Below are 18,830 nucleotides of genomic sequence, written 5' to 3' on the forward strand. Positions count from 1 at the left end.
CCCCTCAGCCGTGGGGGCGGGAATGCCCGAATGGCCGCGTCGCGCCGGTCGCGGCGGTGAGGTGCGGTGAGGGGCGGTGAGGGGCGGCTCCCCCCGGAGAGGGCGCCTTCGGGAGCCCTGCAGGCAAGAAAAAAGCGGCCGAAGCCGCTTGCGGGATGCAGGCCCGACCGGGTCAGACGTGGAAGTCTTCCAGCTTGGCGCCTGCGGCGATGGCCGCCTTGAGCCACTTCGGCTGCAGGCCGCGGCCGCTCCAGCTTTCGCCGGTGGCCTGGTTGCGGTACTTGGCCGCAACCTTGCTGGCGGGCTTGGCGGGCTTGGCCGGACGCGAGCCGAGGTCAGCCGCGGTGAGGCCGTAGTCGGCCATCAGGGAACGAACCTTGGCGATGGCCTCGCTCCGCTCCTTGTCCTTGGTTTCAGCGATCTGCTGATCCAGCGCGGCTCGTTGAGCCAGCAATTCCTTCAGTGATGAAGCCATTTTTCAACCCTCGCGCGGTACTGAGAACCAATTGTCTCTGGCTGGAATTGTAGTTAGATATTCCAGAATCCGTGCAGCCTTGAATATTGGGCTTGCAGCTTTGAGCTTTTTGCAACGTCTGACAGGGGTTTCCCGCCGGGAAATTGCTCCTACAAACTCCCGTCATTCCGGAGTGCCGGCAGGCATGAAAAAGGCCCGGATTAACCGGGCCTGGCTGCATGCGGGCGCGACGTGCGGGCTGCGGACCGCGCAGGCCGGGTTTTCCCTGTTCAGGCGGACGGCGGCACGTAACCGGCCGGCTGCTCGGCGCCGCCACCGAAGAAAAACTGCTCCATCTGCCGTGCCAGATACTGGCGGGCGCGCTGGTCGGCCAGATTCAGGCGGTTTTCGTTCACCAGCATGGTCTGGTGCTTCATCCACAGCTGCCAAGCTTCCTTGCTGACGTTGTCGTAGATGCGCTTGCCCAGTTCTCCCGGGTAGGGAGCAAAGTCCAGGCCTTCGCCTTCCTTGTTCAGATAGGTGCATTGCACGGTGCGGGCCATGGTATTCCTCGTCGATTTCGGGTTTGTTGAATGCAGCGCCGCACTGTAGCGTGCGGCGAAAAACATAGGGAAACTGGGGCTGCTGGGCTCAGAGCTTCTTCACCAGCACCTGCGAGCGGCGGTCCCAGTTGTACTTGCGCTTGCGCTCTTCGGGCAGCCAGTCCGGATCGACTTGCGCGAAACCGCGCTTGATGAACCAGTGCATGGTGCGCGTGGTGAGCACGAAGATGCTGTTCAGGCCCATGGCCTTGGCGCGTTGCTCCACGCGCTTGAGGATGCGGTCGCCGTCGCCCTGGCCCTGCACGGCGGGCGAGACGGTCAGGGCCGCCATTTCGGCGGTCTTGGCTTCCACGTACGGATACAGCGCGGCGCAGCCGAAGATCACGCCATCGTGCTCGATCACGGAGTACAGCTCGATGTCGCGCTCGATTTCCGTGCGGTCGCGCTTGACCAGGGTGCCGTCGCGCTCGAAGGGCTCGATCAGCGCAATGATGCCGCCGATGTCGTCGGCATTGGCCTCGCGCAGGCTTTCGAGTTTCTCGTCCACCACCATGGTGCCGATGCCGTCGTGGGTGTAAACCTCCTGCAGCAGCGCGCCATCCACGGCCAGCGGCAGTATGTGCGAGCGCTCCACGCCCGCCTGGCAGGCTTTCACGCAATGCTGGAGATAGAAATTGACGTCCAGCGGGTCGGTCGGGGTGGGTTTGCCGGCGAGCATGCGCTCGGCGTCGGCCAGGGCCAGTTCCGTGTCGATGGCGCTGTCCGGGTCGCCCGGGTTTTCAGGAACCCCTGCCACCTCGCAGACGAAAAGGAGTTTGTCGGCCTGCAGGGCAATCGCCGTGCTGGTGGCGACGTCTTCCATGCTGAGATTGAAGGCCTCGCCCGTCGGGGAGAAACCAAAAGGCGAGAGCAGCACCACGGCGCCGGTATCCAGGGCGCGCTGGATGGCGGTGGCATCCACCTTGCGGACCAGGCCGCTGTGCTGGAAATCCACGCCATCGACGATACCCACCGGCCGCGCCGTCAGGAAATTGCCCGACACCACGCGCACGGCGGCGTTGGCCATGGGGGTATTGGGCAAACCCTGGGAAAAGGCGGCCTCGATCTCGAAACGCAATTGCCCCGCGGCCTCCTGCGCGCAGTCCAGCGCGATGGCGTCGGTGACGCGCATGCCATGGCTGTAGCGCGAGGTCTGGCCCTTGGCGGCGAGCTGCTCGTTGACCTGGGGGCGGAAACCATGGACGAGCACGATGTTGATGCCCATGGCGTGCATGATGGAGAGGTCCTGCACGAAGGCATTGAGCTTGCCCGCGGCGACCAGCTCCCCGGTCATCCCGACCACGAAGGTTTCGCCCCGGTAGGCGTGGATATAGGGCGCCACGGCGCGAAACCAGGGCACGAAAGTATGGGGAAAGACCAGGCTCATGGCACGCGATTGTGCCGCAGGCTGCGGGCTTTCCCCGATCCTGCCGGTGCGGGCGTGGCCCGGGCCGTCGGCACTTGCGAAGCCGGCGATCGCGCCGGACGATGTCGGTTCGGCGATGTCACCAACCCTCCCATTTTCAGAGGAGATCGAGCATGGATGTCTTCACTGTCCCTGGCGCCTTCAGCTGGTCGGAACTCATGACCAGCGACCCCGCAAAGGCCGCCGAGTTCTATGGGGGACTGTTCGGCTGGACGATCGAGCCCATGGACATGCCCGTCGGCCGCTACTACGTGGCCAAGGTGGGCGATGTCGCCGTCGGCGGCCTGATGGCCTGCCCGGAAGGCGGTCCCGCCGTGCCTCCGGCCTGGGGCAGCTACGTGACCGTGGCGGACGTGGACGAGACCGTGCGCCGCTGTGTCGCCCTGGGCGGCCAGGTGCTGATGCCGGCCATGGACGTGCCGACGGTGGGCCGGATGGCCTGCCTCCAGGATCCGCAGGGGGCGGCGATCAACGTCATCACCTACGTTCCGCGCGGCTGAGCCGCCCCAGGCGGCGCCGGGGGTGTCCGGGTCTTCTTCCGGCAGGGTGCGCGCGGGGCACGGATAATCCGCGCGCCGTGAATTCCAAGAAGAACCCACCCTCCGCGCTCGCCGCGGCCTTTGCCGAGGCCGCCGCCCGCCCTGCCACCGACACGCCGGCGCCGTCGCCGCGGCCCCGTGCCGAGCGGCCGTCTGGCCCATGGCCCGAGGCGCCCGAGCGTCCGGATCGGCAGACGCGGCCGGCGGGGGGAAGGGCCCAGGACACCGAACGCCCGCCGCGCCCGCCACGGCCGGCCGGAGCGCCTCGCACGCCGACGGCGCCCCCGCCGTCCCAGCCGCCGCAGGCGTCTCGGGCGCCGCGCGAGCGCCGGCCCCAGCGGGACCTGCCTGCCAATCCACTCCCGCCCATCACCTTCCCCGAGAACCTGCCGGTCTCGGCGCGGCGGGAGGAGATCGCTCAGCTGATGAGCGAGCACCAGGTGATCATCGTCTGTGGCGAGACGGGCTCGGGCAAGACCACGCAGCTGCCCAAGATCGCCCTGGCCCTGGGGCGCGGGCGGGCCAATGGCGGCGGGCTGATCGGCCATACGCAGCCGCGCCGGATCGCCGCCTCCAGCGTGGCCAAGCGCATCGCCGACGAGCTCAAGACGCCGCTGGGCGAGATCGTCGGCTACAAGGTCCGCTTCCAGGACCGCCTGCAGCCCGGCGCCAGCGTCAAGCTGATGACGGACGGCATCCTGCTGGCCGAGACACAGACCGACCCGCTGCTGCGGGCCTATGACACGCTGATCATCGACGAGGCGCACGAGCGCAGCCTCAACATCGACTTCCTGCTCGGCTATCTGCGCGAGATCCTCGCCCGCCGGCCCGAGCTCAAGGTGGTCGTCACCTCGGCCACGATCGACGCCGAGCGCTTCGCCGCGCATTTCGCCTCGGCCAAGGGGCCGGCGCCGGTGGTGATGGTCTCCGGCCGCACCTTCCCCGTGGAGCAGCGCTACCGGCCCTTCGAGGAGAGCCGCGAGTACGACCTCAACAGCGCCATCTGCGACGGCGTCGACGAGCTGTGGCGCGAGGGCTCCGGCGATGTGCTGGTGTTCCTGCCCGGCGAGCGCGAGATCCGCGAGGCCGCCGAGGCCCTGCGCAAGCATCATCCGCCCGGCGTGGAAGTGCTGCCGCTGTTCGCGCGGCTGTCGCAGCAGGAGCAGGACCGCGTCTTCGAGACCGGCGGTGCGCCGCGCATCGTGCTGGCCACCAACGTCGCCGAGACCTCGCTGACCGTGCCGGGCATCCGCTACGTGATCGATGCCGGCACGGCCCGCGTCAAGCGCTACAGCTACCGCAACAAGGTCGAGCAGCTGCAGATCGAGCCCGTGAGCCAGGCCGCCGCCAACCAGCGCGCCGGCCGTTGCGGCCGCGTGGCCAACGGCATCTGCATCCGGCTCTACGACGAGAAGGACTTCCTCGGCCGCCCACGCTTCACCGACCCGGAGATCCTGCGCTCGTCCCTGGCCGGCGTGATCCTGCGCATGAAGGCGCTGCACCTGGGCACGGTGGAGGACTTCCCCTTCATCGAGCCCCCGCCGCGCAAGGCCATCGCCGACGGCTACCAGCTGCTGGCCGAGCTGGGCGCCGTAGACGACCGCAACGAGCTGACCGACATCGGCAAGGAGCTCTCCAGGCTGCCGCTGGATCCGCGCGTGGGCCGCATGATCCTCGAGGCCAAGCGCCGAGACGCGCTGACCGAGGTGCTCATCATCGCCAGTGCGCTGAGCGGCCAGGACGTGCGCGACCGGCCGATGGAGCAGCAGCAGCAGGCCGATGAGAAGCACAAGAAGTTCGACGACGAGAAGTCGGAGTTCATGGGCTATCTCAAGCTCTGGAAGTGGATCGAGGAAGGCCGGGGCGGGCAGGGCGAGCACAAGCTCTCCAACCGCCGCTACGAGCAGCTGCTGCGGGACAACTTCGTGAGCCCGCGCCGCGTGCGCGAGTGGCGGGACATCCACTCGCAGCTGCACACCGTGGTGGCCGAGCATGGCTGGCGCCTCAACGGCAGCCCGGCCACCTACGACCAGGTGCACCTCTCGATGCTGGCGGGCTTCCTGGGCAATATCGGCTGCAAGAGCGACGACGACGAGTGGTACCTCGGCGCGCGCGGCATCAAGTTCTGGCGCCATCCCGGCGCGCACCTGTCCAAGAAGCCGGGCCGCTGGATCGTGGCGGCCGAGCTGGTGGACACCACGCGGCTGTTCGGCCGCGGCCTCGCCAACATCGACATCAACTGGATCGCCCCGCTGGCCGGCCATCTGCTCAAGACCCAGCTGCTGGAGCCGCATTGGGAGAAGAAGGCGGCCGAGGTGGTGGCGCTGGAGCGGGCGACGCTCTACGGCATCGTCATCTACAACAACCGCCGCGTGAACTTCGGTCGCGTGGACCCGGTGGCCGCACGCGACATCTTCATCCGCGAGGCCCTGGTCAACGGCGAGTGGGACACGAAGCTGCCCTTCCTGGCCCACAACCAGAAGCAGATCGCCAAGGTGGAGGAGCTGGAGCACAAGTCCCGCCGCCAGGACGTGCTGGTGGACGAGGGGCTGATCTACGCCTACTACGACCAGCAGCTGCCCGCCGAGGTCTGCTCGGGCGCGACCTTCGAGAAGTGGTACCGCGAGGCGAGCCGCGGCAACCCGCGCCTGCTGCACCTGAGCCGCGACGAGCTGATGCGCCACGAGGCTGCCGGCATCACCAGCAACGCCTTCCCGAAGATGCTTCGCCTGGGCGGCGTGGACTGCAAGACCGAGTACCTGCACCAGCCGGGCGATGCGCGCGACGGCGTCACGGTCACCGTGCCCATCTTCGCGCTCAACCAGGTCAACGAGGACCAGTGCGAGTGGCTCGTCCCCGGCATGCTGGAGGCCAAGCTGCTGGCGCTGCTCAAGAGCCTCTACCAGAAGCCCCGTGCACGCCTCACGCCGCTGCCGGACTTCGTGGCGGAGTTCGTCGAGCTGAATCCCTTCGCCCAGGGGAGCCTGCTGGACGTGCTGGTGAAGGCCGTGCGCGAGCGCAGCCAGATCGCCGTGCAGCGCAACGACTTCAAGCTGGAGCAGGTGCCACCGCATCTGTTCATGAACTTCCGCGTGGTGGACGAGCATGGCCGCCAGCTGGGGCAGGGCCGCAACCTGGCTGCGCTCAAGGCGGAGCTCGGCGCGCAGGCGCGATCGGCCTTCCAGGCGTTGGCCGCGCTGAAGCTGCAGAGCCAGACCGGCGCTGAGGCGCCCCCGGCGCCCGCACCCATCCCCACGCCGGGCGGCGGCAAGGCCTTGCGCGCCGAGGTGCGCATGCCCGCGCCCAAGCCGCAGACGGCGGCCCAGGCCTACACCGCCTGGACCTTCGGCGAGCTGCCGGAGCTGATGGAGATCCAGAAGGGCGGGCAGACGCTCATCGGCTTCCCCGCCTTGATCGACAAGGGCGCGCACGTCGAGATCGAGGTCTTCGACGAGCCCGAGGTCGCCGCCGCCCGCCACCGGTCCGGCCTGCGCCGCCTCGTCGCCCTGCAGATCCGCGAGCCGCTGAAGTACCTCGAGAAGAACGTCCCCGACCTCACCAAGATGGCGGTGGCCTTCATGAGCCTGGGCACGGCCGAGGAGCTGCGCGACCAGATCATCGACGTCGCCCTGGATCGCGCCTTCCTGGCCGACCCGCTGCCGACGGACGAGTTCAGCTTCAAGGCCCGCATCGAGGAGGGCCGCACGCGGCTGAACCTCATCGCGCAGGAGGTCGCGCGGCTCAGCGGCACGGTGCTGGTGGAGTACCAGGCCGCACTGCGCAAGCTCAAGGACAGCCGCGCGCCGAAGGAGGTGGCGGACGACATCCAGGCGCAGCTGCAGCGGCTGTGCGGCAAGCGCTTCGTGCTGCAGACGCCCTGGGCGCAGCTGCAGCACTATCCGCGCTATCTCAAGGGCATCACCCTGCGGCTCGACAAGCTCCGGGCCGACGCCGCCCGTGATGCGAAGTGGATGTCCGAGTACCGGCCGCTGGAGCAGCGCTGGCAGCGACGGCTGGCCGAGCTCAAGGGCACGTCGGACGCCCGCATGGACGACTTCCGCTGGCAGCTGGAGGAACTGCGCGTGAGCCTCTTCGCCCAGGAGCTGCGCACGCCGCAGCCGGTCAGCGTCAAGCGCCTGGAAAAGGTCTGGACGCAGCTGAGCCACTGAGGGCACGCGTCCCTGACTCCCCGGGGCGGCGTGAATTCGCCACGCCGGGGCCCAGAAGCTGAAAAACCTGTGATGCGGGCACCAGTTCAGGCTATGCCGGGCTGGCGCTTCGCGCTCAAATAGCGCACGTTGGGGGTCGGGCCGCTCGGGTGCCGGCTGCCCGTCACAATGCCAAGGTCCCCAGGTTTCCAAGGTCCGCCCCTGTCCGTGTCCTCTACGCCCGCTTCCTCCGCCACCGCTGCCGCCGCAGCGCCGGCCGCGCCGTTGCGCCGCTTCGGCCGCTTCGAGCTGCGCGGCCTGCTCAGCAAGACGCCCCGCAGCCTGCTGTGGCTCGTCTTCGATCCCCGCAATGGCCAGGAGCTGCTGCTGGCCATGCCGCGCGAGAAGCCGGCCAGCCCCGAGGCGCTGGCCCAGTGGAAGCGCCTGGCGGACGGCGGCGCCCGCATCAACCACCCGCAGCTGGCCCATGTGGTCGAGCAGGGCGAGGTGGAGCTGTGGCCCTACCTCGCCTATGACCGCGCCCTGGGCGAGACCCTGGAGGAACGCCTGCGCCGCCAGCCGGCGCCGCTGCCGCTGGACGTGGCGGCCTGGGTCTGCCAGCTGCTCGAAGGCCTGGCCTATGCCCACGAGGCCGGCCATGTGCACCGGGACCTCCAGCTGGCGCATGTGCTGATCAACGCGACGGACCAGGTCCGGCTGCTGGGCCTGGAGGTGGCGCAGGAGCCCGAGTCCTCGTCCCAGGACTTCAACACGCTCACGCGCAGCGCCACCCGCGAGGCGGCCGCGCAGGATGTGCTGGCCGTGGGGCTGATGCTGCATCGGCTGCTCACGGGCAAGCCGGTGCTCGACCAGACGGACCTGCACCAGGCCATGGCCCTGATGCAGCCACAGGGCCGCGAGCTCGTGCGCCTTGGCTGGGAGACGCCGCATCCGATCCCCGACCCGCTGCGCGCCATCGCCAATCGTTCGACCGACCGCCAGGCGCGCCAGCGCTATCACCAGGCCCGCACCTTGCTGCGCGCGCTGGAGGGCTGGCGCACCGCGGCCGCGCATGACGCGGGCGGGCCCATCGCGCTGCTGATGGACAAGCTCCAGCGCTACGGCCACCTGCCGGCGAGCTCGGCGCGGCTGTCGCGCATCCTGGGCGCCGCGGGGCTGGAAGGCCAGCATGCCGCCGCGCTGTCCGGACTGGTGCTGGACGACATGGCCCTCGCGCTGGAACTGCTGCGCCGCGTCAACAACGCGCTCAAGCAGAGCGGCGCGGCCAACAGCGGCACGATGCTCAACATGCAGCGCGCCATCGCCATGATCGGCCTGAACGGGCTGCAGGCGGCGGTGCGATCGCTCAAGCCCTGGCCGGGGCCGCTGTCCGAGCTGCAGGCCACCGTCATGCGCAGCCTGATGAGGCGGGTGCACCGGGCCGGCCTCATCGCGCAGAACCTGCGGCCGGCAGGCTTCGACCCCGAGGTGGTCTACCTCGTCTGCCTGCTGCAGAACCTCGGCCGGCTGCTGCTGCAGTACCACTTCCCGGACGACGCCCAGCAGGTCCGCCAGCTGATGCTGCCGCCCGAGCCCACGGAAGAGACGCCGAATCCCGTCGGCATGGGCGAGCAGGCGGCGGCCTACGCCGTGCTGGGCTGCGACCTGGACGCCCTGGGCAGTGCCGTGGCCCGCTACTGGGGCCTGGACGAGGACGTGCAGCACATGATGCACCGGGCCTCGCCCGATGCGCCCGTGCGGCATGCGGGCCATGACACCGACGTCATCCGCCTCACCTGCAGTTTCGCCAACGAGCTGGTCGATGCCATGGTGCAGCCCGAGGGGCGCCGCAAGCATGCGCTCGAGATGGCCACGCGCCGCTACGCCCGCGTGCTGGGCCTCGGCCTGAGGGATGTGATGGATGCACTCAAGCCCGAGACGGCGCGCAAGGAGGCGGCGGCCAGCCACAGCCCCGAGGCTGCGCGGGAGATCGGCTCGTCCAACCTGACCCTGACGGCGCACCTGGACATCCCGCCCATCGTGCCGTCGAATCCCGTCGGCTCGGCCGGGGCGCCGCAGGCGTCGGCGCTGCGCCAGCGCCTGGCCGGCGGCGCGGCGGACCCGGCCGGCTCGGCGGGCGGCTCCTTCTACGTGTCCGGCAAGCTGCCGGAGCGGCGCTGACATGGCCGCATCCCAGCCGCCCAGCCCACCGCCCCGGATCGGGCGTTTCCAGGTCCTGCGCGAGCTCGGGCGGGGCGCCCAGGCGACGGTCTGGCTGGCCCACGACCCGCGCCTGGACCGCGACGTCGCGCTGAAGGTGCTCGCGCCGGCAGCCGACCCGGCGCTGGTGGACGCCGGCCTGCACGAGGCCCGCGCCGTCGCCCGGCTGATGCACCCGCACATCGTGCCCGTCTTCGAGGCCGATCAGCAGGACGGCCAGGCCTACATGGTCTTCGAGTACGTGCCGGGCCTCACGCTCACCGAGAAGCTGCAGCGCAATCCGGTGATGAAGGCCCGCGAGGCCGTGGAGCTGATGCTCGGCGTGCTCGACGGCCTGATGGCGGCGCACGAGACCGGCGTCGTCCACCGTGACCTCAAGCCGAGCAACATCCTCGTCGACGCCAAGGGCCGCGGCCGGCTGCTGGACTTCGGCATCGCCGACTGGATGAGCGATCCCAACCACCGCCGCCGGGTGGTGGGCACCCCCGGTTACCTCTCGCCCGAGGCGGCGCAGGGCTTTGCGCCGGCACCGGCCATGGACGTCTTTGCCGTGGCCGTGATGCTCTGCGAGATGCTCAGCGGGCGCCGGCTCAATTACGACCCGGATCCCTGGCGGGCCGTGCGCCGCGTGGTCGACGAGGACCTGCAGATGCCCGACGGCCTCGACCGGGACGTCGACGACGCCCTGCGCGCCATCGTGCAGCGCGGCCTGGCCCGCGACCCGGCCCTGCGCTGGCCCACCGCCCGGGCCCTGCACGACGCCCTGGCCGAGTGGCTGCATCCGCCCGTGATCAGCCAGGGCGGCCTTGCCGACAACGGCACGCTGGACTTCCTGCTGCGGCGCATGCGCCACCGCTCGGACTTCCCGGCGATGTCGGAGTCCATGACCCGCATCCAGCGCATCACCTCCTCGGAGAACGAGAGCCTCAACAGCCTCTCCAACGAGATCCTCAAGGACGTGGCGCTGACCCACAAGCTGCTGCGCCTGGTCAACACGGTCCAGTACACGCACGCCGGCGGCGGCAGCATCAGCACGGTGTCCCGCGCGGCGGCGCTCATCGGTTTCGCGGGGATCCGCAACCTGGCGCTCTCGCTGATCCTGCTGGAGCGCATGGAGAACAAGGCCCATGCGCGGGCGCTGCGCGAGGAATTCCTGCGCTCGCTGATGGCGGCGTCCCTGGCCCGCGAGCTGTGCCCCGCCGAGCGTGAGAGCGAGGAGGCCTTCCTCGTGGGCATGCTGCAGAACCTGGGGCGGCTGCTGACCGAGTTCTACTTCCCCGAGGAAGCGCAGCAGATCCAGCGCTTCGTGAGGCCCGAGCGCGGGCAGGGTGCCGCGGCGACGGCGCCGGTCAGCGAGGCGGCGGCCTCCCAGCAGGTGCTGGGGCTGAGCTTCGAGCAGCTAGGGCAGGGCGTCGCACGCCAGTGGGGCCTGCCCGACGCGCTGCAGCGCGGCATGAGCCGGCCCGAAGGCGACGCGCCGACCCGTCTGCTGGACGGCGGCACCGAGCGGCTGCGCTGGCTGGCACGCGCCGCGAACGACGTGACGGATGTGATCCTGCACAGCGAGCCCGCCGAGGCCCATGCCAAGGTTCGGCACATGGGCCAGCGCTACGCCCGGGCGCTGGGGCTCAGCCCCGAGCGCATGGACCAGGCGGCCGACCAGGCCCGGCAGCGGCTCTCCCAGCTCGCCGAGGCCATGGAGATCCGCCTGCCCAAGAGCTCGCAGGCCCAGCGCCTGCTGGCGCCGCTCGCGCCTTCTGCCGATGACGACAGCCTCTCGCCGCTCGAGCTGCAGGCCACCGCCATCTACGAGCCGACGCAGGTGATGGCCCACGAGTCCGCGGCGCGCCAGCCGGCCGCCGAGGTGCTCGCGGCCGGCATCCACGACGTCACCAACGTGATGGTGGAGAACTTCAAGCTCAACGAAGTGCTGCGGATGATTCTGGAGACCATCTACCGCGGGCTCGGCTTCCGCAGCGTGGTGTTCTGCCTGCGGGATCCACGCAGCAACGCGCTGACCGGGCGCTTCGGTCTCGGCGACGACGTGGAGCGCGTCGTGCCGCTGTTCCGCGTGCCGCTGCAGCTGGAGCCCGGCCAGGTGAGCGACCTGTTCACGGCGATCTGCCTGAAGGGATCCGACACCCTCATCGCCGACGCCGCCCAACCCCGCATCGCCGAGCGCCTGCCGGGCTGGTTCAAGGGCACGATGCACGGCGACAGCTTTCTCATCCTGCCGCTGGTGATGAAGGGCAGCTGCTTCGCCATGATCTACGCCGACCGGGCGGGCCGGGGCACGCTGAACGTCGACGAGAAGGAGCTCTCGCTGCTGCGCACCTTGCGCAACCAGGCCGTGATGGCCTTCAAGCAGGCGGGCTGAGGCCGGCGCAGGGCGGCTGCCGGCACGGGGTCACGCGCCCTGCCGGCGTGCCGCAGGCACAAAAAAACCCGGCCGGAGCCGGGTTGCTTTGCGTGGCAGCTGCCGCAGCAGCGCTCACGGGTGTTGGGGTTGACGAGCCTTACCCCCGGCACTGGTCACAACGGTTAGGGCTGCTTGGTTCCCCACCTGACCCGGTTGGCCGCGCTTCCATGCGAGGAGGCCCGTCAGCGCCCATTGTATGCCATTGCGGGAGGCCTTCCGGGAAAGCCGGGTGTCCAGGCGTCAGCCGGAACGACGTGCCGGGTGCGCAGGAATGCACGATGGCGCGCGACGCGCTGAGCCTGGGCGATCCGGCGGGGGCTTCCCAAACGGGCGGGAAGACCCGTAGAATCTGCTTCGTGCTGCGGCGTCTGTCGCGCACACCGCCGATTTACCAACTACTTGCGGGCGGTCAACAAGTACGGCTAAAGCGTTGCGGCTCCGATGATGCCCCGGGCCGGCAAACGCCGGTGATGAGGGCACTCGGAGTTTTTTCATGCACGGTCTCGCCGATTTCGATCGCCTCCTCAGCGGCCACGCTGCCGCCTCGCGCCACTGGCTGCGCAGCGAGCGCACCCTGGCCCGCGCCTCCTCCCCGACTTCCCCGACACCGGCGACCCGCCTGCTGCGTGACCCGCAAGGCCAGGTCGTGGCCGAGTGGTCCGGCGCGCCCAGCCTCGCGGAGATCCTCGTGGCCGCCCACCGTCTCCAGCCGGGCGATTGGTGCGGCGCGCTCGCCGAGGAAGGGCAGGGCGCGGCGCGCCAGCCGGCGTGGCGCCTCGCGCTGTTCCGCGCCGACCGCCACGGCCAGCCGCGTCTCGGGCGTGATACCGGTCCGCTGTGGATCAGCCCCGTCCTGAGCGCCCGCGCCGGCGAACGCCCGGCTGAACTGCTGCAGTCCCTGCGCCGTGCGGCGGTGCAGGCGCTGTGGGCGCAGGGCTGGCGACTGGCCGCCTGAGCGCTCAGGCCAGGCCGAGGGTGGGCGAGCGGGTGATCGCGGCGCCCATCATGTAGGCCAGCAGCAGCAGCGACAGCAAATAGCCCAGCACGCGGAACTCGCCGCGGCCCATGGCCCAGTGGGCGCAGACCGTGTAGCCCACCAGCGCCAGCAGCTTGGCCGTGAGCCAGGTGTCGCGGGTGAGCGAGTAGCCGATGGAGCCCCAGAGGCTCAGGCCGCAGACCGTGAGCATGGTGTCCACGCCGAAGACCATGGAGCGCAGGCGCACGTCCATCGACCATTCCGCGCCGAACTGGAAGGCCAGCCCGCGCACGATGAACAGCCCCACGCTGCACCAGGCCAGCAGGCTGTGGATGAACACCAGCTGGCTGTAGAACCAGTCCATCTTGCGCGGTCTCCTCTGTGCTCCCGTGGCGTGGAGCTTGTGCCGGCCGGCGCGTGGCTGTCAACCCGGGCTCCTCAGGATCCAGGCGTGAAAAAGCCTGCCGAGGCCAGGCCCGGGCAGGCTTTGTGCGGAACAGAGGGCGCCGCAGCGCGGGCCGGTCAGCGCAGCTGGAGGTCGTCGTCGCTGAAGCGGATGTTCAGGGGCTCGATCAGCAGCTGCTTCTCGCCCGCCTCGAGCTGGCCCGCCACCCAGGCGTCGATGCCGCAGGCCTTGGAGATCTCGACCACCTGGGCGGCCTGGTCGGCCGGCACGAAGATGGCGAAGCCCGCGCCCATGTTCAGCGTGGAGTAGGCCTCGCGGTCGTCCTGCTTGGCGTGCTCCTGCATGAACTTCAGCACCGGCGTGACCGGCGGCACCGTGTGGATGCGGTAGGTGAACTGCCCCGGATGGCGCAGCAGCTTGCGCCAGCCGTGGCCGGTGATGTTGGCGCAGTAGTGCGGGATGATGCCGGCCTTGTACAGGGCCTCGGTCACGGGCGAGTACAGGACCGTGGGGGCCAGCAGGGCCTCGCCGTAGCTCAGGCCGGGGCTGATCTCGGTGAGGTAGCCCTGGGGCAGACGCTCGACCAGCTTGCGGGCCAGGGACAGGCCGTTGGCATGGATGCCGCTGGAGGCCAGCAGCACGATGGCGTCGCCGGCGCCGAGCTTGTCGCCCACGGACAGCCGCTCCTTGGGGTTGATCAGGCCGGTGCAGGAGGCGGCCAGGTCGATGCGGCCTTCCTCGACGATGCCGGCCAGCGCGGGCGTCTCGCCGCCGCCCCAGGCGACCTGGCAGGTGTCGCAGGCCTTCTTCCAGCCTTCGACCAGGGCCTGGGCGCGCAGCTTGTCGCCGAACCAGTCGGAGCCACCGGCGGCCCAGTAGGCCTGCACCACCAGGGGCGTGGCGCCGACGGTGATCAGGTCGTTGATGGCCATGGCGATGGTGTCCTGGGCGATGCCGGCATAGAAACTCTTGCCGGTCAGCGTGGACATCTCATCGGCCACCAGGGTCTTGGTGCCCAGGCATTCGACGATGGACGCCAGGTAGAAGGGGCCCACGTCCACCACATAGGCCGACTCGCCGCGCGAGGCCTTGACCTCGGTGAAGCCATGGCCGCCCAGGTGGGCCGCCGTGGCCGCGGCGGCGCGCTGGGCGCTGATCTTCAGGGGGTCGATGAGGTCGTAGTTGACGCCGGCCTGTTCGTAGCTCAGCGTGTCGGGAGAGGAGGGGGCGTGCGTGCTCATGGGGCGCGATTATCGGTCATGGCCGGGACTTCCCCGAAGCGCCGGGCGAGGCGCCCGCCCGCCCGTAGAATCCGCCGCCATGAGCTACCAGGTTCTCGCCCGCAAGTACCGCCCCCACCGTTTCGAGGAACTGGTGGGCCAAGAGCACGTCGTGCAGGCGCTGGCCAACGCGCTGACGCAGCAGCGGCTGCACCACGCCTACCTGTTCACGGGGACGCGCGGCGTGGGCAAGACCACCGTCTCGCGCATCCTGGCCAAGAGCCTGAACTGCACCGGCGCGGACGGGCAGGGCGGCATCACGGCCCAGCCCTGCGGTGTCTGCCCGGCCTGCCGGGACATCGACGCCGGCCGCTTCGTGGACTATGTGGAGCTCGATGCCGCTTCCAACCGCGGGGTCGAGGAGATCTCGCAGCTGCTGGACCAGGCGGTCTACAAGCCGGTGGTGGGGCGCTTCAAGGTCTACATGATCGACGAAGTGCACATGCTCTCGAACACCGCCTTCAACGCGATGCTGAAGACGCTGGAGGAACCGCCCGAGTACCTCAAGTTCGTGCTCGCCACGACCGATCCGCAGAAGGTGCCGGTGACGGTGCTGTCCCGCTGCCTGCAGTTCAATCTGCGCCCGATGGCGCCACAGAATGTGCAGATGCACCTGGGCCGCGTGCTGGAGGCCGAGCAGGTGCCGGTGGACACCGGCTCGCTGCGCCTGCTGGCGCGTGCGGCGCGCGGTTCCATGCGCGATGCGCTCTCGCTGACGGATCAGGCGATCGCCTTCGGCTCGGGCTCGCTGAGCGAGGACGGCGTGCGCCAGATGCTGGGCACCGTCGATCGCAGCCATGTCATCGCCATCCTCGACGCCCTGATCGCGGCGGACGGCCCGGCCGTGGTGGCCGCGGCGGACCGTCTGCGGGACCTCGGGCTGTCGGCCGGCGGCACGCTGGAGGACCTGGCCACCGCGCTGCAGCAGATGGCCATCGCCCAGGCGGCGCCCGGTGCGCTCGACCCGCAGGATCCGGACTGCGCCGAGGCCCAGCGCCTGGCCGCGGCCCTGCCGGCGGATGAGATCCAGCTGATGTACAGCATGGCGCTGCATGGCCGCCAGGAACTGCCGCTGGCGCCGGACGAATACGCCGGCCTGGTGATGGTGCTGCTGCGCATGCTCGCCTTTCGCCCCCGGGGCGGGGCGGCGCTGAATGCCGGTGGTGCCGCGTCGGCCGGCATCGGCGCTGCGCCCGCCGCGACGCCCGCTGCCGCTCCCTTGCTGCGCCCCGCCACCGCCGCGGCGATGGCTGTGCCGGCACGCATGCCGGCTGCCGCCCCTGCCGCTCCCATCCCGGCACCCGCGGCCACCAGCGTTGCGCCTCCTGTGGCTGCGCCGGCTCAGCCGTCTGCGGTGCTGACGCCGCCGGCGGCGGCGCCAACGGTGTCGGACGGGCCCGCGCAAGACCTGACCCCCACGCCGCCCGCCGATACTTCGCACGTGGCGCTGGCGCCTGCGGATGAGCCGCCCGAAGGGCTCGATGACGAGCCGGCGGCCGCTGAGGAGGCGCCGGTGCCTCCCGTGGACATGGCCCCGCCCGCCGTGGAGGAGGCGCCCGCGCCTGCGCCCGCCCAGCCCCCGGCCCAGCCGGCGCCCTCGCTGCTGGCCCGCACGCGGCCGGATGATGCTGTCTCTCCCAGTGCCCGCCTGCGCCCCCGCCCGGTCGTGCATGCGGACGCGCCCGAGGAATCGGGCGACGAACCTCCGCCCTGGCTGGACGCGCCGCCGGCCGATGAAGACGGTGCCGTCATGTCCGCCGATGCGGGCCTGGACCTGCCGGACCCCTCGCCCCGCGGCGAGGGCGGCTACGCGTCGACCGCCGGCACCGCCATCGCCTTGCAGGGCACGGCCCTGGGCGAGCGCTGGGCGGCCGTCATGAAGCAGCTGGGTCTGACCGCCCTGCCGCGCGAGCTGGGCATGCAGGCCGAGTGCCTCGCCATCGACGAGAGCGTGCAGCCGCAGCAGTGGCGCTTCCGCGTCGAGCGGGATTCCCTGCGCCAGCCCGCGCTGAAGGACAAGCTGCAGGCCGCGCTGGCCGCGCATCTGCAGGCCGACGTTCGCATCGAGCTCGAGGCGGGCGTCGCCACCGATTCGCCCGCCCTGCGCGAGGCCACCGAGGCGCAGGCCCGGCAGCGCCGCGCCGAGCAGATCATTCTTGAAGACCCGCTCGTCAAGGAGCTGCTGGCGCAGTTCAAGACGGCACGCATCGTGCCCGGGTCCATCAAGCCTCACTGAAAGCCGGTGCCCGCGCCCGCGCGGCCCGAACGCTTTCAGCCTTAGACACTGACAACGAAACCAGGAGTGTGAATCATGATGAAGGGTCAACTTGCCGGCCTGATGAAGCAGGCCCAGGCCATGCAGGACAACCTCAAGAAGGCCCAGGACGAACTGGCGCTGGTCGAGGTCGAGGGCCAGTCCGGCGCCGGTCTGGTCAAGGTCCTGATGACCTGCAAGCACGACGTCAAGCGCGTCACCATCGACCCCAGCCTGCTGGCCGATGACAAGGACATGCTCGAGGACCTCGTGGCCGCCGCCTTCAATGACGCCGTGCGCCGTGCCGAACAGGTCAGCACCGAGAAGATGGGCAAGCTGACGGCCGGCATGCCGCTGCCGCCGGGCATGAAATTTCCGTTCTGATGGACCACCCCCTACGGGCTTCGCCCGCCCCCTCAAAGGGGCACATCCGTAGGACCGGCACAGCCGGATCCTCGGATGTCTCTCGATCAGGCACGGGGCGCCCTGCGGGCTGCTTTGTCCGTGGCGCAGGCGCCGTTTTGGGACTCGTGGAGCCGGATCCTCGGTGTCACTCGGTCGAGCACCGGGGGCTTGCGGGCTGCTGTGTCCCTGGAGCGGGCGCCGTTCTGAGACCGGCACAGCCGGATCCTCGGATGTCGCTCGACAAGGCAAAGAGCGCCCTGCGGGCTGCTGGATCCCTGGAGCGGGCGCCGTTCTGAGACCGGCACAGCCGGATCCTCGGATGTCGCTCGACAAGGCATGGAGCGCCCTGCAGGCGGCCGGGTCCCTGGAGCAGGCGCCACTCTGGGATCGGCAGAGCCGGATCCTCGGCCGTCGCTCAACAAGACACGAGGCGCGCCGTGGGCTGCCGGGTCCCTGGCGATGGCACCGCTTCATGGCCGACAGCGCCGGATCTCTGGATATCGCTCGGTCGGGGCTTGGTGCGAAGATGGGACGCTGTTGATTGAGTTGGAGCCGCGGCCCCATCTTGGGATGCCCATGCGGCCAGTACCACGGAAGTCACGTCATTGAACGCACTTGAGCAATTGATCGACGCGCTGCGCTGCCTGCCGGGTGTGGGGCAGAAGTCGGCGCAGCGGATGGCCTATCACCTGTTGCAGCACGATCGGGCCGGCGCGGTGCGTCTGTCGGAGGCGCTGCGGGCGGCGGGCGAGCGGGTGGGGCACTGCGAGCGCTGCTACACCTTCAGCGAGGCCGGGCTGTGCGAGATCTGCCGGGACGACGGTCGTGATGCGCGCCTGCTGGCCGTGGTGGAGACACCCGCGGATCAGGCAGCGCTCGAGCGCACCGGCTCCTACCGCGGCTACTACTTCGTGCTGCAGGGGCGGGTGAGCCCGCTCGATGGCATCGGCGGGCGTGAGATCGGCGTGCGCCAGTTGCTGGAGCGGGTGCAGGACGGCCCGCTCGAGGAAGTGATCCTGGCCACCAGCTTCACGGCGGAAGGCGAGGCCACGGCCCACGTGCTGGCCCAGGCCCTGCGTTCCCGCGGCGTCAAGTCCACGCGGCTGGCACGCGGCGTGCCGGTGGGCAGCGAGCTGGAATACGTGGATCTCGGTACCATCGCCCACGCGCTGGTGGATCGCCGCTGACGACGTGCCGGCGCCACCCACGCCGGTGCCAGCGCCGTCTGCACAGCCCCACTTCCCCGCGCTTTCCAGAAAGGCAAGACATGACCCTCGCCAACACCTGCCTCATCGTGGCGGCCCTGCTGCCCATCGTCTGTGCGGGACTCGCCAAGTCCAAGGGCTTCGGCAAACGCCGCCGTGACGGCGGCTACGACAACCACAACCCTCGCGGCTGGCTGTCCACGCTGCAGGGCTGGCAGGCGCGGGCCAATGCCGCGCAGGCCAACAGCTTCGAGGCCTTGCCGCTGTTCATCGCCGGTGTGCTGGCGGCCCAGCAGATGCAGGCGCCGCAGGACCGCATCGATCTGCTGGCGGCTTCGTTCATCGGCATCCGCCTCGTCTACATCGCGGTCTACCTGGCTGACCTGGCCACGCTGCGCTCGATCGTGTGGGCGGCCGGGCTGGCCTGCTCGATCGGGCTCTTCTTCCTGCGCTGAGGCCCTTCAGGCGCCGCGACCGGATCGAGGTGCGCCGGCGC

14 protein-coding genes and 1 other RNA gene are annotated in these 18,830 nt (G+C 70.1%); 9 read left to right on the forward strand and 6 right to left on the reverse strand.

All coding sequences use genetic code 11. The features are described 5' to 3' along the window. Window positions 1–172: 172 nt before the first annotated feature. The 3 genes from QRD43_RS10260 to argA form a co-directional block, all read right to left on the reverse strand. On the reverse strand, window positions 173–475 hold the full coding sequence (locus tag QRD43_RS10260) for an H-NS histone family protein (protein ID WP_285982371.1): 303 nt from the start codon (window positions 473–475) through the stop codon (window positions 173–175). Window positions 476–744: 269 nt separating this feature from the next. Next, window positions 745–1,017 (reverse strand): oxidative damage protection protein, encoded by a 273-nt coding sequence (locus QRD43_RS10265; RefSeq protein ID WP_285982372.1) that lies wholly within the window; start codon window positions 1,015–1,017, stop codon window positions 745–747. Window positions 1,018–1,105: 88 nt separating this feature from the next. Further along, window positions 1,106–2,443: an amino-acid N-acetyltransferase gene (gene argA / locus QRD43_RS10270; protein WP_285982373.1), complete on the reverse strand. Its 1,338-nt coding sequence runs from the start codon at window positions 2,441–2,443 to the stop codon at window positions 1,106–1,108. A gap of 152 nt (window positions 2,444–2,595) precedes the next feature. On the opposite strand from argA, the gene QRD43_RS10275 reads away from it, so the two are divergent. From QRD43_RS10275 to QRD43_RS10290, 4 genes are all read left to right on the forward strand, one after another. Then, on the forward strand, window positions 2,596–2,982 hold the full coding sequence (locus QRD43_RS10275) for a VOC family protein (RefSeq protein ID WP_285982374.1): 387 nt from the start codon (window positions 2,596–2,598) through the stop codon (window positions 2,980–2,982). Between the two features lie 383 nt (window positions 2,983–3,365). Further along, window positions 3,366–7,190 carry an ATP-dependent RNA helicase HrpA gene (gene hrpA, locus QRD43_RS10280; protein WP_285982517.1) on the forward strand — a complete coding sequence of 1,275 codons (3,825 nt, stop codon included), beginning with the start codon at window positions 3,366–3,368 and terminating at the stop codon, window positions 7,188–7,190. Between the two features lie 207 nt (window positions 7,191–7,397). Then, window positions 7,398–9,350, forward strand: coding sequence for a serine/threonine protein kinase (locus QRD43_RS10285; RefSeq protein ID WP_285982375.1), 1,953 nt, complete (start codon window positions 7,398–7,400; stop codon window positions 9,348–9,350). A gap of 1 nt (window position 9,351) precedes the next feature. Further along, window positions 9,352–11,766 (forward strand): serine/threonine protein kinase, encoded by a 2,415-nt coding sequence (locus QRD43_RS10290; RefSeq protein WP_285982376.1) that lies wholly within the window; start codon window positions 9,352–9,354, stop codon window positions 11,764–11,766. 128 nt (window positions 11,767–11,894) lie between these two features. Here QRD43_RS10290 and ffs read toward each other — a convergent pair. Next, window positions 11,895–11,992: signal recognition particle sRNA small type (gene ffs / locus QRD43_RS10295), an RNA gene on the reverse strand. A 309-nt stretch (window positions 11,993–12,301) separates the two neighbouring features. Between ffs and QRD43_RS10300 the strand changes: the two genes are divergently transcribed. Beyond that, the gene (locus QRD43_RS10300; protein WP_285982377.1) at window positions 12,302–12,763 is read left to right on the forward strand and encodes a hypothetical protein; all 462 of its coding nucleotides are present in this window, start codon (window positions 12,302–12,304) and stop codon (window positions 12,761–12,763) included. Window positions 12,764–12,767: 4 nt separating this feature from the next. On the opposite strand, the gene QRD43_RS10305 is transcribed toward QRD43_RS10300, so the two are convergent. Next, on the reverse strand, window positions 12,768–13,148 hold the full coding sequence (locus QRD43_RS10305; RefSeq protein ID WP_285982378.1) for a SirB2 family protein: 381 nt from the start codon (window positions 13,146–13,148) through the stop codon (window positions 12,768–12,770). Window positions 13,149–13,306: 158 nt separating this feature from the next. Continuing rightward, window positions 13,307–14,431, reverse strand: coding sequence for an AIR synthase-related protein (locus QRD43_RS10310; protein WP_285982379.1), 1,125 nt, complete (start codon window positions 14,429–14,431; stop codon window positions 13,307–13,309). A 79-nt stretch (window positions 14,432–14,510) separates the two neighbouring features. Here QRD43_RS10310 and dnaX point away from each other — a divergent pair, with 79 nt between their 5' ends. From dnaX to QRD43_RS10330, 4 genes are all read left to right on the forward strand, one after another. Beyond that, window positions 14,511–16,706, forward strand: coding sequence for a DNA polymerase III subunit gamma/tau (gene dnaX, locus QRD43_RS10315; RefSeq protein ID WP_285982380.1), 2,196 nt, complete (start codon window positions 14,511–14,513; stop codon window positions 16,704–16,706). Between the two features lie 72 nt (window positions 16,707–16,778). Then, the gene (locus tag QRD43_RS10320) at window positions 16,779–17,108 is read left to right on the forward strand and encodes a YbaB/EbfC family nucleoid-associated protein (protein WP_269630515.1); all 330 of its coding nucleotides are present in this window, start codon (window positions 16,779–16,781) and stop codon (window positions 17,106–17,108) included. A 626-nt stretch (window positions 17,109–17,734) separates the two neighbouring features. Then, window positions 17,735–18,316, forward strand: coding sequence for a recombination mediator RecR (gene recR, locus QRD43_RS10325; protein ID WP_285982381.1), 582 nt, complete (start codon window positions 17,735–17,737; stop codon window positions 18,314–18,316). An 80-nt stretch (window positions 18,317–18,396) separates the two neighbouring features. Continuing rightward, window positions 18,397–18,789, forward strand: coding sequence for an MAPEG family protein (locus tag QRD43_RS10330; protein WP_285982382.1), 393 nt, complete (start codon window positions 18,397–18,399; stop codon window positions 18,787–18,789). Window positions 18,790–18,830: the final 41 nt, after the last annotated feature.

Source organism: Roseateles subflavus, from assembly GCF_030285365.1.
GTDB classification, from domain to species: Bacteria; Pseudomonadota; Gammaproteobacteria; order Burkholderiales; family Burkholderiaceae_C; genus Roseateles_B; species Roseateles_B subflavus.